This window comes from Bradyrhizobium sp. LjRoot220, assembly GCF_964252915.1.
Classification (GTDB): Bacteria; Pseudomonadota; Alphaproteobacteria; order Rhizobiales; family Xanthobacteraceae; genus Bradyrhizobium.
On the sequence record NZ_CAXUPS020000016.1, the window covers coordinates 44,089 to 59,068 of the forward strand.

The window sequence follows — 14,980 nt, forward strand, 5'->3', positions numbered from 1 at the left end:
CACACATGATTGGTTGGGCCAGCGTTCCAGGCAAATGCGGACTTGCCATCGGAGTAGATTAGTTGCCGCTAAAGGCCGATTGCATACTCGTTGGGCAGTTTTACCGTGCAAAGCCGCTTACGTGTGCATTCAGGCTCAATCCGATGCCTGGCCGCGCATTTCTTCCAGGATATTTGGCAGGCAGACGACGATCTGCGACCGTTTCGTCAGCACAATCCGCTTTTTCTGCATTCGCTTGAGACTGATCGTCACCCATTGCCGGGTTGCGCCCACCATGTGCGCCAGGTCGGCGTGCGTGAACGCAGCCGCGATAACGACTCCGTCCGGATCCTCGACGCCGTACAGATCCATGAGGTGCAACAGGAGATGCGCGAGCCGCTGCGTAATCGAGCGCGTCCCCAGCATCTGGGCGAGCGCCGAATAGCATTTGCCTTTGAACGCGAGGCCCTCGATCAGCCCAATCGCGAGATTGGGAATTTCAACTGCGAGCGTTCGCAGTTCCTTGCCGGGAAGCTGCACGATGCTGCAATTGCTGGAGGCGACGCCGGACCACTGATGAGTGCCGGTGTCGAAGACCTCCGGCCCGCCGACAAAATTGCCGGCATGCCAATAAGCGAGGGTGATTTCGCGTCCGAGCGGTGAAGAATAAAATACGCGGATGCGGCCGCTTTCGATCAGGAAGATGCCGTCATGCTTCGCGCCCTGACTGAAGATAGTCTGCCCCCGACTGAGGACCTTGCGGCGCCCTTGTTTGAGGACGATCTCCCGCTCGCGTATCGTCAGCTTTTCCATCAGGGACGGTGGACCGCCCATCAATTGCTGGTTCTCGGAAAGAAGCAGGGATGAGCTTGATTTCGTCGCCGCAGCCGCGGCCGAAGGCGAGCGTCCGCTCACCACATTTCCAGCCTGCAACAACATTGCCGGTCTCCAGACCATTTAAGAACTGATCTAAAAAGCAGCAATCTTCGTGCCAGATTGATCGTTGCGGCCGAAGACGCGGGCGAAAAACCCAAGCAGAATCAAGACTCAGCCAATTGGGCCAAATAGCTTTTGGGGTAGATGCCCCGGTTGTGCCCGTCCGAGAACGAAATATTCAGCCCGTAGCCGAGGTCAGCGACCTCGACGATGGCGATCCCGGGAAAACGTTCCGGGAAGCGTTCGTCGAAGCGCGCGCGGGTGCAATGCGCGCATTTGCAGAGTAGCCGAAGCTTCTCCGCCGTAAGAGTCACCCGAGATTCGTCGTTTGCAATCATGGATAGCGAGGCGAGGTCGGCGCTTACCTCGCAACTCGCTCCTGCTGTAATCGGTGACGTCGGCATCGGCAAATCCATCCTCGGACAGGTTACGTTCCGAGTGATCGCACAGATAGCAACTAATTGCCGGCCGGCGCCGAATCCCGGTTTTGGAAATTCCTTGCTTGTCCCGCGTCAGCATCGCGAACACCACTGCGCGAACATCGCGCGGGGTAGGACAATGTTGCACCGGTCGGGAGGGGTCATTGAACCGAGCCGGCTTTGGAGGGATGTCGGATTGTCGTTAGCCTGCGTTAAGTATCATTCGTTCTGATTAAGGCTGCGAAAAAAATAGAAACTAATCGACCAAGAATTGAAGTCCATCGTTGCGAGATTTTCGCTTCTCACCCAACGTTCCATCATCGCGCTCTCATGCGCGTTATGGCGATCAAGCGATCGAAGGAGGAGAAGGACGATGAGCGCTTTTCAGAAGGAAACGGTTCTCTCAGTGAAGCACTGGACCGATTCCCTGTTCAGCTTTACAGCCACGCGCGATCCCGGTTTTCGCTTTCAGAATGGGCAGTTCGCCATGATCGGACTGGAGGTCGATGGACGGCCACTTGTTCGCGCCTATAGCATGGCCAGCGCCAATCACGAGGACGCCCTCGAATTCTTCAGCATTAAGGTCGCCGATGGACCGCTGACCTCACGCCTGCAGAAGATCAAGGAGGGCGACATCATTCTCGTCGGTCGCAAACCAACCGGTACGCTCATCACCGCAAATCTCGTACCGGGAAAGCGGCTCCTGCTGCTTTCGACCGGCACCGGCATCGCGCCGTTCGCAAGTCTCATCAAGGATCCCGATGTCTACGAATCCTACGAGACGATCATTCTCGCCCATGGCTGCCGCCAGGTTTCCGAATTGGCCTATGGCGAACGCCTCGTGGAAAAGCTTCGACAGGACGAGTTATTCGGGCCGCTGCTTGTCGACAAGCTCATCTACTATCCGACTGTGACCCGCGAGCCGTTTCGCAACCGCGGCCGCATCACCGACCTGATCGAATCGGGCCAGCTCTTCGACGACGCCGGACTGCCGGTGCTGGACCGGGAGACCGACCGCATCATGTTGTGCGGAAGCCCCGGCATGCTGGAGGAACTCCGTGTGATCTTCACAGAGCGCGGTTTTGTCGAAGGCAGTCATAGCGAGCCTGGGCACTTCGTCATCGAAAAAGCTTTCGTTGAACGATAGCGGCCGTGCCTGCCTATTTGTTGCTCAAAAGCTGACCTCGATTTCGGCAACCGGCCCAAACATTGGGTTTCTCTCACCGGCGACAACTAATTGCTATCGCCGAAGGAGCAGCCGAACAAATCTAGCACCAAGACGGCGAACACGCCGAACCAGGAGCGAATAATGGCAATGGATGAGATCGTCGACGGGCTTTCGGAAGTTTCCTGCGATGTGCTCGTTATCGGCGGCGGCACGGCCGGGCCGATGGCTGCCCTCAAGGCGAAACTGAAAAATCCCAAGGCGAATGTCGTTTTGCTCGAAAAGGCGAACGTCAAGCGGTCGGGTGCGATCTCGATGGGGATGGACGGGCTGAACAACGCCGTCATTCCCGGTTACGCGACGCCGGAGCAATACACCAAGGAAATAACCATCGCCAACGACGGCATCGTCGACCAGAAGGCCGTCTATAAATACGCGCAGAATTGCTACAAGATCATCGAAGAGCTCGACAGCTTCGGCATCCGATTTCTGAAGAACGAGAATGGCGATTACGCGGTCAAGAAAGTACACCACATCGGCACCTACGTGCTGCCGATGCCGAACGGCGAGACGGTGAAGAAGGCGATCTACCGGCAGCTCCGGCGCGCGAGAATCCTGATCTCGAACCGGTATATGGCCACGCGCCTGCTGACGTCGGGCGACGGGCGTGTGGCGGGGGCCATCAGCGTCAATACCCGCACCGCCGAGATCCTGGTCATCAAGGCCAAGGCTGTCATCCTCTGCATGGGCGCGGCGGGGCGCCTCGGCCTTCCGACCTCCGGCTACATGTTCGGTACCTACGAGAACGCCGCCAATTCAGGTGACGGCTATGCGATGGCCTATCATGCCGGCGCGGCACTCGCGAACCTCGAATGCTTCCAGATCAATCCGCTGATCAAGGATTACAACGGACCGGCCTGCGCCTATGTCGCCGGTCCCTTCGGTGCGTTCACCGCCAACAACGAAGGATCGCGCTTCATCGAATGCGATTACTGGTCGGGCCAGATGATGCTCGAGTTCTACAACGAATTGTCGTCGGGTAAGGGACCGGTGTTTCTTCAGCTCTCGCATCTTCACGAGAAAACGATCGAGGAAATCGAGTCCACGCTCCACAAGGTCGAGCGTCCGACGCGCGGGCTGTTCCAGAAGGGGCGGGGTACGGACTACCGGACCGAATCGATCGAGATGCACATCTCGGAGATCGGGTTCTGTTCAGGACATAGCGCGTCCGGTGTGTTCGTCGACGATTTTGCGCGCACGACCGTGCCTGGCCTCTACGCCGCCGGCGATATGGCCAGCGTACCTCACAACTACATGCTCGGCGCTTTTACGAATGGCTCGGTCGCGGGCACCGACGCGATGGAGTTTGCGGACAACCATGACTTCGCCACGTTCGATGCCGCCGACGTCGCCAGGGAGCGCGACCGAGTGATGGCGCCGACCAGGCGGGAAGACGGCATCCCGCCGAACCAGATCGAATACAAGGCCCGTCGCCTCGTGAACGATTATCTGCAACCGCCGAAGGTCACGCGCAAGTTCGAACTGGGCCAGCGCCGGTTGGCGGAGGTTCGTGAGGATATGGAACAGCAGATGATCGCGCGCAATTCGCACGAACTGCTTCGCGCGCTCGAGACCCAGTCGATACTGGATTGCGCCGACATGGCTGCCCACGCCTCGCTTTACCGTGAGGAAAGCCGCTGGGGGCTGTATCATCTGCGTACCGATTTCCCGGAGAAGGACAACGAGAACTGGTTCTGCCACACGCTTCTCAGCAAGAAGGACGGCAGGATGACCAGCGAGAAGCGGGACGTGGAGCCGTACGTTGTTCCGATCGCCGACGAAGAGAAGGATCTCTACGACAAGCAACGTATCCGCGCCAGTGCGTAACGGTCCCGCTACGAAGCAACAGGAGATTTAGCAATGCCTCTCGCCAGTTATCAGACCTCCGTGCCGGTCGTCGTCGACGATGCCAAGTGTATCGCCGACAAGGGGTGCACCGTGTGTGTCGATGTTTGTCCGCTCGACGTGCTTCGCATCAGTGACATGACCGGAAAGGCCTTCATGGCCTACGACGAGTGTTGGTATTGCATGCCATGCGAAGCCGATTGCCCGACCGGCGCCGTTACCGTCAACATTCCCTACCTCCTGAGGTAATCATGTCGGGCCCCTTCGAATCCTACGACGATCTTGAAGACGCCGGCGAACGCCTGGGGGCTGCCGATCCGGGCGAGCGCCGGGTCGCGATCATAGCGCTTGGCCATTCCGGGGATCCGGCGGCCGTTGGGCATCTGAGCGGCATGGTCGCCGATCCAGATGCTGGCGTGCGTCAGCAAGTGGCGATGGCACTGGGAGAATTCGACGGCCCGCAGTCGGCCGCGGCCCTGGCGAAACTGCTCGTGGATCCCGAGCCGGCGGTCGCTTCCGCCGCGGCTGACAGCATGGCTGAATTCAAGGACCCGGCATGCGCCGTTGCGATTCTTCCCCTGGTCACGCACGGACACGCGTTTGTCCGCATGGGGGCGCTCCGTGCGCTGAAGGAATTACGGCGCAAGGACACGCTCAAGCCGGCGCTGGAGGCGCTCAGGGACAGCGATGCCGCCGTCCGCGTACAGGCGATCGGCGTGATCGGCTTCTTGAAGCTTGAGGAATCGATACCCGCGCTCACGGCATCCACGGGCGATCCGGATGCCCATGTCAGGCGGGCGGCGGTTAGCGCGCTGGCATTTTCGCATCTGAAGCCTGCGGCCGAATCGATCACCCGTGCGCTTGGGGACGAGGACTGGATGGTCCGCGAGATGGCGGCGGAGACGCTGGGCCAGAGCGCCAACGGCATGGTCGCGGCGGATCAGTTGATTGCCGCGTTGACCGATGATTTCTGGCAGGTGCGGCTCAAGGCGATCAGAAGCCTCGGCAAGATGAAGATCGACCGCGCGGTCCTTCCGATCGGCAAGTGCATCACGCACGAGCAGGCAAATCTGCGCAAGGAAGCTGCGGCGGCGTTGGGAGAAATTGCCGATCCCGCCGCAGAACCGTTTCTCGTTCTTGTCGATCATGATCCCGATCCCGAGGTCAGAAAAAACGCACGCTGGGCCCTTCAGCAGATCGTTGCCAGGAAGGCGAAGACGAGTTCTTAGCGCTCCGAACTGCGGGATAGACGCTGCTATGGTCCAACCAAAGGATTATCCGCGTTTATGAGCCATTTCACACTCCTGAACGTAGCGCGTTGTGAGTTCGTTTGACGTCGGATCTACCGCGCGCCTTACACGTCGCTGAGGCTTGTCCACATGCTTTGATTGTTACTCGATTGGACCGCGGCGGCGATGAATTCCATTCCCTCAATTCCGTCAGCGAGCGACGGCAGCTCGGGACAGGCAGCATCTCCGGAGCGGATCAGCTGAGCAAACTGACTATAAAGTGTGGCGAACGCCTCGAGATAACCTTCGGGGTGCCCGCTCGGCAGTCGAACCTGAATCGGAGGAGCGTCACCGGAGATGGCGCCGCCTCGCGTCAGAAGTTGCTTGGGCCTGCCAAATTCGGTGAACCACATCTGGTTCGGATTGTCCTGGCGCCACTCAAGCCCGGCCTTGTCGCCGTAAACACGAAGCTGCAGGCCGTTTTCGCAGCCTACGGCAACTTGGCTGGCCCACAGCATCCCGCGTGCATTGCCTTCAAACCGCAGCAGAATGTGCACGTTGTCGTCGAGCGGTCTGCCCTCCACGAAAGTCGACAGGTCCGCACTTACCGCCGTCGTTTTCAAACCCGTGACAAACCGTGCAAGGTTATAAGCGTGCGTACCGATATCGCCGATAGCGCCGCCTTGTCCTGAACGAGCGGGATCCGTGCGCCAATCCGCCTGCTTGCTTGAAAGGGGGCGAGTTAGCCAATCTTGCGGATACTCGACTTGAACCACCCGAATCTTGCCGAGGTCGCCGTTCGCCACCATTGCACGCGCTTGCCGCATCAAGGGATAACCGGTGTAATTGTGCGTCAATAGAAACTTCGCGCCATTCCTTGGCTTGATTTTGGCCAACGCACGCGCGTCATCCAGCGTTGACGTCAGAGGCTTGTCGCAAATCACATGAATTCCAGCCTCAAGAAATGCCTTGGCCGGCGCAAAATGCAGGTGATTGGGTGTAACGATTGAGACGGCCTGAATGCCGTCTTCACGGGCAGCCTCTTTCGCCGCCATCTCGGTAAAGCTTGTATATATCCGGTCTTCAGCCAGCCCAATCCTTCTACCAGATTCTTGAGCTCGGATAGGATCGGAGGACAGAGCTCCCGCCACCAGTTCATAATCATCGTCAATTCGCGATGCAATTCGGTGTACATAGCCGATGAAGGCGCCGATCCCGCCACCGACCATTCCCAATCGAATCCGCGACGTCGCGCCGTCTTTCATGACATGCCCTCATTTGGTGGCAGACCAAGCATTTTCAGGTTTGCTTCCCTGTCTATGCCGGAGCTTGCAAAGTCATCGAAAGCTCGCTCGGTTACCCGTATGATGTAATCGGAGATCAACCGGGCTCCTTCCCGAGCGCCATCCTCCGGATGCTTCAGCGCGCATTCCCACTCCAGCACGGCCCACCCCGCGTAATCGTAGGCCGTGAGCTTCGAAAAGATCGATCGAAAATCAACCTGACCGTCTCCAATCGATCGAAAACGTCCGGCGCGGTTAACCCACGACTGAAATCCTCCGTAGACACCCTGCCTGCCGGTTGGGTTGAATTCGGCATCCTTGACGTGGAACGCCTTGATGCGCTGGTGATAGATATCGATGAAATCGAGATACTTGAGTTGCTGCAGCACAAAATGGCTTGGGTCGTAAAGGATATTGGCGCGAACGTGGTTCTTCACTTGATCGAGGAACATTTCGAAAGTCGATCCGTCGTGCAGATCCTCGCCCGGATGTAATTCATAGCAAACGTCTACGCCGTAGCGGTCGAACTCATCGAGAATTGGTAACCATCGGCGGCCAAGTTCACCAAAGGCATCGTCGATCAGGCCAGCGGGGCGTTGGGGCCAAGGGTAGATGAAAGGCCATGCGAACGCGCCCGAAAAGGTTGCGTGGGCATTCAGGCCAAGGTTGCTCGAAGCCCTTGCGGCCCATTTCAATTGTTGAATGGCCCACGCCGTCCGAGCGGAGGGATTGCCATGGACCGCCGCCGGCGCGAAGCCATCAAAAGCACCGGAATAGGCCGGATGCACAGCGACCAGTTGCCCCTGAAGGTGCGTCGACAATTCAGTAATCTCGAGTCCATGACGATTGACTGTGCCACGCAGTTCATCCGCATATGTTTTCGATGTCGCAGCCTTTTCCAGGTCTATAAAGCTGGAAACCCAGCTGGGTATCTGCACGCCCTTGTATCCAAGACCCGCTGCCCAGGCGCATATGTTATCCAAGGTATCAAACGGAGCAGCTTCGGCAGCGAACTGAGCCAGGAAGATTGCCGGTCCCTTGATGGTGCGCATAATTAATCTCCTCTCTCTTGTCTTCGAAGGGCCTGAGCCTGACGGCTCTGATCCCACCGCAATCCTGCTTCTCAACCCACGGTGCAACATGGTCACGGTTCAAGGAACCGCGCCGCACCTCTCCTTTGTCTAGATCGTGACGGCGAGATATTTCGCCTCCATGAATTCGGCGATGCCGTGTCCTTGCCCGCCTTCGCGTCCAATGCCGCTCTGCTTGACGCCGCCGAACGGGGCGGCCGGATCCGACATGAGGCCGCGATTGAGCGCGATCATACCAGCTTCAATCTTCGCAGCTACACGCATGCCGCGGGCAAGATCGCGTGTGTAGATGTAGGCAGCGAGCCCGTATTCCGTATCGTTCGCCCGCTCGATCGCCTCGCTCTCCCGTTCGAAGCGCGAAATAGGCGCCACCGGACCGAAGATTTCCTCCTGCGCCATCGCGGCGTCGGTCGGCACGTCGCAGAGGACTGTCGGTGGATAGTAAAATCCCGTCCCGCTTCCGACCGAGCCCCCGCACAGGACGCGCGCGCCACGCGCGACGGCGTTCTGAACCAGCCGATCGATCTTATCGACGGCCTTTTTCGTGATCATCGGACCGCATTCGGTGGCGGCTTCGACGCCCGCGCCCACCTTGAGCGCCGTCATGCGCTTTCGAAGCCCTTCGGCGAAGGCGTCGTGGATGCCGGATTGCACATAGATGCGGTTTGCGGCGGTGCAGGCTTCGCCGGCGTTGCGCATTTTCGCTACCATCGCGCCGTCGAGCGCAGCCTCAAGATCGGCATCGTCGAAGACGATGAACGGCGCGTTGCCGCCGAGTTCCATCGAGCACGAGACGACATGCTTGGCCGCTTCGGCGAGGAGGAGGCGGCCAACTGCGGTCGAGCCGGTGAACGACAGTTTCCGCACCCGTGGATCCGCCAGCATGGCGGCGGTGGCCGGACCAGGATTGGAAACCGTAACGACGTTGACGACGCCTGGGGGAACGCCGGCTTCTTGATACAGCGCAGCGAGCGCGTAGGCCGTGAGGGGCGTTTCGCTCGCCGGCTTGAGAACAACCGTGCAGCCCGCTGCCAGGGCGGGAGCGATCTTGCGCGTCGCCATGGCCGCGGGGAAATTCCAGGGCGTGATCAAAACGCAGACGCCGATCGGCTGGTAGTCGACGATGATGCGGTTCGCGCCCGAAGGAGCGAGGCCGAATTCGCCGGTGATTCGCACGGCTTCCTCGGCGTTCCAGCGAAAAAACTCGGCGGCATAGGCGACCTCGCCGCGCGCATCGCGCAAAGCCTTGCCGTTCTCGATCGATATCAGCGCGGCGAGCGTTTCCGAGCGCTGCGTCATTAATTCGAAACACCGCCTCAAAATTTCGGATCGCTTGCGCGGCGGCGTCTGGCGCCAGCCGGCGGCCGCCCGGGCGGCGGCCTCCACCGCTGCCTCGACGTCGACCATGGCTGCGTCGGGAACCTCGGCGATCACGCGCTCGGTGGACGGATCGTCCACTTCGATAAGCCGGCCGTCAGCGGCCTGCCGCCATTGGCCGTCGATATAGAGGCCGCGCATATAAGCGCGGAGGTCGATGGTTTCCTGGTCGGACTTGAGCGTGTGCTGGGGCATGTTCATGATGGGGTCCTGTCAGCTCAGATGGCGCTGCCGGCGAGGTCGCCATCGTAAGCGGCTTTCACCAGTCGTTTCATCGCGGGAAGGTCGAACGGGCGGGGATTGTTCTTGATCAGCCGATCGATGCCGAGGGCGAGTTCGGCGGTCCAATCAATCTTGTCGGCGGGAAGTCCAAGACCGGCCAATGTAGGCGTGATCCCAATCGCCGCGAACATGCGGCTGATTTCTTCAATCGTCGCGCGGGCCATCTCGCCGTCGCTCCGGCTCGAGCGCTCGAGGCCGAGAGCAGCGCCGACTTTGGCGATTTCGATTGTCGCCGCGGAGCAATTATAATTCATCACATAGGGCAGCATGGTCGCGACGCCGAGCCCGTGCGGCGTGTGGGTCAGGGCGCCGATCGGATATTGCACCGCGTGCGCGGCCGCTGTTCCCGCGGTTCCGAACGCGCAGCCGGCCGCCAGAGCGCCCATCATTACATCCGCCCGCGCGTCTTCGTCGGTGCCATCGCGGCAGGCCTTCTCAAGACTGCGTCCCAGCAGCTTGATGGCGAGCAGAGCGAAGTGATCGGTAAGCGCCGTCTTGCCGATGAAAACATGTTTCTGCGGCAGGTCGGAAGCGACACCGCGTCTAACCGCAGTGAAGGCCTCGATCGCGTGGGTCAAGGCGTCGGCCCCTGCGATTGCCGTCAGGGACGGCGGACACGTCATCGTCAGTTCCGGGTCGCAGATCGCAGCGGTGGGAATCAGGTGCGGGCTCGAAATGCCGACCTTCAAAATTCGATCAGAATCGGAGATCACCGCGACCGGCGTCACTTCCGAACCGGTGCCCGCTGTGGTCGGCGCGGCGATCACTGGCAGGATCGGACCCGGCACCTTGAACTCACCATAGTAGTCCTGAAGCTTGCCGCCATGGCTGATCAGCAAGGCTGCGCATTTCGCAAGATCGAGACAGCTGCCGCCGCCGATGCCGATCACCATGTCGGGCCTGAAGCTCCGCGCCTCCTCGACGCAGACGCCGACCGTGTCGACCGGCACGTCCGGCTGCACGCGATCATGAACGAAAACCTCCACCGACGACGCTTTTAAGCCCGCGACGATTTCGGAAAAAACGGCCGTGCCGGCGAACCGCTCGTCGGTGCACAGGAGCGCCCGGCGTCCATGTTTGGCGGCGACGGTGGAAAGCGCGTGGCGCTGACCCTTGCCAAACAAAATCTCGCGGGGCAGCCTCAGGGCGGCGAACAGGGTCATCATGCATATCCTTCGGCGACGGACGAATTGGATTGTGCGGGACCGTTGAGTTCGCTCCAGAGGCGAGGCTCAATCTCAAAGCCGTTCGCGGCACGAAGGCGGGCCACGCTATCGCCGGGGCTGCCGACAGGCGCGCCGGCCTGCATCGGCGGCGCAGCGCGAACCCGATCCAGATAGTCGGAGAGTCTCCGTACCAATTCCGGAGCGGAGCCCAGATTTATCGCAAGGATGACATCGCCCCTGCAGACGAATTCCGCGTCGAGCATGGCGCGGATGTCGGGCGCGAGCGCTGAACCTGCGAGGCCCGCGACCATTAAGCCGCGTTGAATACGATGTAATCGTTGCAGACCATGCGACGGGTGCCCGGTCAGTTCGGCTTCAACGAGCACGTCGGCACGGTGAAATTCACTTGCTACCAAGGCATTACGCTCCATGAACAAGCCCACGCCCGCGCCTGGGTTTGGCGCCGTTCAACCTTCATCGATTAAATCCTATATGATATAGGATTGAATATCGCGCAAGATCGTGCTAGAAGCGACTTGTGTCAAGAGGCAGGCCGAAATCGATGAACGTCATCAATCCTTCTCAAACCGGCGCCGCCAGCGGGCAGATCGATCGCCCGACCAGTCTGGCGGACGACGTGTATGAGGCGATTTTTGCGCAGCTCATGTCACTCAAGATCGCGCCCGGCGCCCGCATCACCGTTGACAGCCTGGTCCGCGAATTCAACGTTTCGCAAACGCCTATTCGTGAGGCGCTAGGTCGGCTCGAGGGTGAAGGATTGGTGCTGAAGACGCACTTGATCGGCTATCGCGCGGCGCCGCAGATCACCAAGCGCCAGCTTGACGAAATCTATGAGCTTCGATTGCGTCTCGAGCCCTACAGCGCCGCGAAGGCGGCGGCGCGATTGGACGACACGAAGCTCGCGATGCTTCGCGAAGCGGCCGGCCTGATGGCCCGCAGGGAAGGCAAAGACGAGCGCCTGCGGTACTCGAACTTCGCGCGGCAGGATGCCGACTTTCACGACAAGATCCTGGCCTGCGCCGAGAACGAACTCATTCGTCAAGCCATCGCTTTCCAGCACACACACTTTCACATTTTTCGTCTCATGTTCCATTCGCGCGTCACCGAAGAGGCTCTCGACGAGCACGAAGCCATACTGGCGGCCTTCGCTGCTGCGGACCCCGCGGCCGCCGAACAAGCGATGCGCGTTCATATTGAACGCTCTCGCGATCGCCTGCTGTCAGCGTTCGATTGAGTCGCCTCCGATGTCGATAAGCGTCGCGATGGACAAAGGAAAAGAGGTCATGCGGCTCGGAAGTGCCGAAAGGAAGGTAGTCAAGTCCGCCCGAGGGGCGACGAAGCTATCGAAGCAATACGGCTCAGTGCCGGTGTTTGCGGAACGTGTAGTGAGTGTTGGCGGCGAATAGGCATCCTGTACGACGGCGGTGGGGTCTGGGAAACGGCAATGGGGCAGTCTGAGAAATCTGCACTGCGTTTGACAAACGTAGGCAAGTCATACGGCCGCGTGCGGGCCCTCGAAAACCTGTCTTTCAGGGTGGCGGAAGGTCGTTTCTTCGTATTGTTTGGGCCGAGCTCAGTTGGCAAGACGACGACGCTCCGCACAATCGCCGGTCTCATCACTCCCGAACGCGGGCATGTCGAGATTTTTGGCAAGGATTGGACCCATGAGCCGATTGCGGGCCGGGGCGTATCAATGGTGTTTCAGTCGTTCGCGCTCTATCCGCACCTGACCGTTTACGACAACCTCGCCTATCCGCTGATCGAAGAAAAGCGTCCCCGTGAGGAGATCGATCGCCGCGTGAAGGAGACGGCGGCGATGCTCCGGCTCGACACGAAGATCAATCGAAAGCCGAATACGCTTTCGGGTGGCGAACAGCAGCGCGTGGCCCTGGGTCGCTCCTTGATACGCCGGCCCAGGATCCTGTTGCTGGACGAGCCTTTGACCAATCTCGACGCCAAGCTGCGCCATGAAATGCGGGCGGAACTGAAGCGCCTTCACCGCCAGTTTGGTCTCACCATCGTCTACGCCACACCCGATGAGCTCGAAGCCCTCTCGATGGGTGAGGAAATCGCAGTGATGCGCGATGGCGGCGTGGTGCAGATCGGAACGCCGGACGAGCTCTTCGAAGCGCCGTGTGATCTGTATGTGGCAAGCAAGATCGGCTCGCCCCACATGAACATGATCAGGGGCAGGCTGGCCACGGACAACGCCGCCCTCGAATCCGCACTTGGGCCACTACCTTTCGTGAAAAAGCTGCAAGCCGCAGAAGCCGGCGAAGCGGCCGTGGTCGGCATCCGCCCGAGCGACGTGCGCTTTGCCGGGAAGGGCGAGCAAGGCCTCAAGACCAACATTGCCATGCTTGAGCCGCTGGGGGACGTCACGATCGTGTCCGTGGAAACCGACGGCGAAACGCTGCGCATGGTGTTGCCGGAATCTGCCGCCTCGGGTTTGCAGCCCGGCCAACAGGCGACAGTTATTCTCGATCCAAGCAAATTCTACATCTTCCGCTCTTCGAGTGGACGGACGATGGCCTGAGGCGAGCGACTTTAAAAGAAAAAATGAAACCCAAACGGAGGAAACCAGGATGACCGCGACGAGGGAGATCAACAGGATAGTGATGGCGGCCGGGCTTGCCGCTTCGCTGGTGCTGGGAACGACATTTGCTTTCGCCGCTGATGTGACGCTGACGATGGCTGTGCCGGATTGGCCACCAACGCGCATCATGAAGAAGTTTTTCGACGAGCAGTACAAGCCAAAGTCCGGCAACACGGTGAAGCTCCAGGTGGATTTCATTCCGTGGCCGGACTTCTATACCCGCGTGAATGCGTCGCTCACATCAGGCGAAAAGAAGTATAACTTCATCGTATCGGACTCGCAGTGGCTGGGTGCGTTCGTCGAGGGCGGCTATTTCCGGAAGATCAACGACCTGCTCAACGCAGATCCCGAGTTCATGAAGACGTTCAAGGACATCCACCCGAACGCACTGAACTCCTACTCAACCTATCCGCACAAGTCGGAAAATTACTACGGCTTTCCGCAGTTTCCCGATGTGCTGGTGAACTTCGCGCGAAAGGACATTATCTGCCACGAAGCAGAACAGAAGAACTTCATGGCGAAATTCAACAAGAAACTTCCCTGCACGGGCGAAGAGCTCGACGCCATGACTTGGGACGACTTCAAGAACGTGGGCGAATTCTTTCGCCGCAAGAAGGGCGAGACGCTGGCCGGCAAGCCTGCCGAAGACGATTTTTACGGCATCGCGTTCCAGGCGGGCAAGAGCTACGACTTCTCATCCATGCAGATCAACGGCTTTATCTGGCAAATGGGTGGTGACATCTGGGATGAGACCCAGGCACCCAACAGCAAAGCGGAAGGTGTTGTGAACTCGCCGGCGGCCGTCAAGGCGGTGGAGAAATATCTGAATCTGATCGCCTACATGCCACCTCTCGCCAAGACGGGCACGATGGATATCTTCAAGTCGGATGAGCTGTTCCGGCAAGGTAAGGTGGCCATGAGCATCAACTGGATCGGCCTTGCCGAAGCCTCGCTTGATCCGAAAACGTCGAAGGTCTCAGACAGCCTGGTGTTCGGCATGATGCCGGGAACCAAAAGTGCTGACGGCAAGCTGGTCCGCTGGTCCAATATTGGCGGCCAGCCGTTCGTGCTGACCACCTGGACGACCGACGCACAAATCAAGGAGGCCGTGGAGTTCGTGAAGTGGTGGCTGTCGTCGAACATCCAGCACCAGTTTGCGGCGGCCGGCGGTCAGTCTGCCATCAAGTCCGTGTACTCGGATCCGAAGTACGTAACTTACCGCCCCTGGAACAGGGCCTGGGCGCCTTCGCTGGATTGGCAGAAGGACGTGTGGCACGTGCCGCAGTTCTTCGAGTTGCTGACCCAGCAGCAGGACCAGTACGATCTGGCTATTACTGGCAGGCAGGATGCCAAGACGACTCAGGACAATATCGCCAAGTTCCAGCAGCGCCTGCTCAAGGAGGTCGGGCTGACTAAGTAACATGACGCGTGAATTCCGCGAGCGGCGGCAATGGCGAGGCTTGGCCGGGGAAGTGACTTCGTCTCCTTCTCCGGCCATTTGAAAGAAGTGGCCAGATGCCCGCCGCGGTCG

14 protein-coding genes are annotated in these 14,980 nt (G+C 59.6%); 7 read left to right on the plus strand and 7 right to left on the minus strand.

Annotation, left to right across the window (positions count from 1 at the left end):
* Nucleotides 1-135: 135 nt before the first annotated feature.
* Nucleotides 136-918 carry a Crp/Fnr family transcriptional regulator gene (locus ACSQ84_RS34955; protein WP_436216304.1) on the minus strand — a complete coding sequence of 261 codons (783 nt, stop codon included), beginning with the start codon at nt 916-918 and terminating at the stop codon, nt 136-138.
* A gap of 101 nt (nt 919-1,019) precedes the next feature.
* Nucleotides 1,020-1,319 (minus strand): gamma-butyrobetaine hydroxylase-like domain-containing protein, encoded by a 300-nt coding sequence (locus ACSQ84_RS34960; protein WP_436216305.1) that lies wholly within the window; start codon nt 1,317-1,319, stop codon nt 1,020-1,022.
* A gap of 388 nt (nt 1,320-1,707) precedes the next feature.
* Between ACSQ84_RS34960 and ACSQ84_RS34965 the strand changes: the two genes are divergently transcribed.
* The 4 genes from ACSQ84_RS34965 (at nt 1,708) to ACSQ84_RS34980 (ending at nt 5,633) form a co-directional block, all read left to right on the plus strand.
* Nucleotides 1,708-2,481, plus strand: coding sequence for a ferredoxin--NADP reductase (locus tag ACSQ84_RS34965; protein ID WP_436216362.1), 774 nt, complete (start codon nt 1,708-1,710; stop codon nt 2,479-2,481).
* A 162-nt stretch (nt 2,482-2,643) separates the two neighbouring features.
* Nucleotides 2,644-4,386 (plus strand): fumarate reductase/succinate dehydrogenase flavoprotein subunit, encoded by a 1,743-nt coding sequence (locus ACSQ84_RS34970; RefSeq protein WP_436216306.1) that lies wholly within the window; start codon nt 2,644-2,646, stop codon nt 4,384-4,386.
* Between the two features lie 33 nt (nt 4,387-4,419).
* On the plus strand, nt 4,420-4,653 hold the full coding sequence (locus ACSQ84_RS34975; protein WP_108522320.1) for a 4Fe-4S dicluster domain-containing protein: 234 nt from the start codon (nt 4,420-4,422) through the stop codon (nt 4,651-4,653).
* A gap of 2 nt (nt 4,654-4,655) precedes the next feature.
* On the plus strand, nt 4,656-5,633 hold the full coding sequence (locus ACSQ84_RS34980) for a HEAT repeat domain-containing protein (protein WP_436216363.1): 978 nt from the start codon (nt 4,656-4,658) through the stop codon (nt 5,631-5,633).
* 125 nt (nt 5,634-5,758) lie between these two features.
* Here the strand turns inward: ACSQ84_RS34980 and ACSQ84_RS34985 are convergent, their stop codons facing one another.
* The 5 genes from ACSQ84_RS34985 to ACSQ84_RS35005 form a co-directional block, all read right to left on the minus strand.
* A complete protein-coding gene (locus ACSQ84_RS34985) occupies nt 5,759-6,898 on the minus strand; it encodes a Gfo/Idh/MocA family protein (protein ID WP_436216307.1) in 1,140 nt (379 codons plus the stop codon).
* Nucleotides 6,895-7,968, minus strand: coding sequence for a sugar phosphate isomerase/epimerase family protein (locus ACSQ84_RS34990; protein ID WP_436216308.1), 1,074 nt, complete (start codon nt 7,966-7,968; stop codon nt 6,895-6,897). Before ACSQ84_RS34990 ends, ACSQ84_RS34985 begins: the two co-directional genes overlap by 4 nt.
* 129 nt (nt 7,969-8,097) lie before the next feature.
* Complete coding sequence (locus ACSQ84_RS34995; RefSeq protein WP_436216309.1) at nt 8,098-9,585, minus strand: NAD-dependent succinate-semialdehyde dehydrogenase; 1,488 nt, start codon at nt 9,583-9,585, stop codon at nt 8,098-8,100.
* A gap of 17 nt (nt 9,586-9,602) precedes the next feature.
* On the minus strand, nt 9,603-10,829 hold the full coding sequence (locus ACSQ84_RS35000) for an iron-containing alcohol dehydrogenase (RefSeq protein ID WP_436216310.1): 1,227 nt from the start codon (nt 10,827-10,829) through the stop codon (nt 9,603-9,605).
* Nucleotides 10,829-11,269, minus strand: coding sequence for a hypothetical protein (locus ACSQ84_RS35005; RefSeq protein ID WP_436216311.1), 441 nt, complete (start codon nt 11,267-11,269; stop codon nt 10,829-10,831). Before ACSQ84_RS35005 ends, ACSQ84_RS35000 begins: the two co-directional genes overlap by 1 nt.
* A gap of 125 nt (nt 11,270-11,394) precedes the next feature.
* Between ACSQ84_RS35005 and ACSQ84_RS35010 the strand changes: the two genes are divergently transcribed.
* The 3 genes from ACSQ84_RS35010 (at nt 11,395) to ACSQ84_RS35020 (ending at nt 14,869) form a co-directional block, all read left to right on the plus strand.
* A complete protein-coding gene (locus ACSQ84_RS35010; protein ID WP_436216312.1) occupies nt 11,395-12,087 on the plus strand; it encodes a GntR family transcriptional regulator in 693 nt (230 codons plus the stop codon).
* 210 nt (nt 12,088-12,297) lie between these two features.
* Nucleotides 12,298-13,389: an ABC transporter ATP-binding protein gene (locus tag ACSQ84_RS35015; protein ID WP_436216313.1), complete on the plus strand. Its 1,092-nt coding sequence runs from the start codon at nt 12,298-12,300 to the stop codon at nt 13,387-13,389.
* A gap of 49 nt (nt 13,390-13,438) precedes the next feature.
* Nucleotides 13,439-14,869, plus strand: coding sequence for an extracellular solute-binding protein (locus ACSQ84_RS35020; protein ID WP_436216314.1), 1,431 nt, complete (start codon nt 13,439-13,441; stop codon nt 14,867-14,869).
* Nucleotides 14,870-14,980 lie beyond the last annotated feature (111 nt).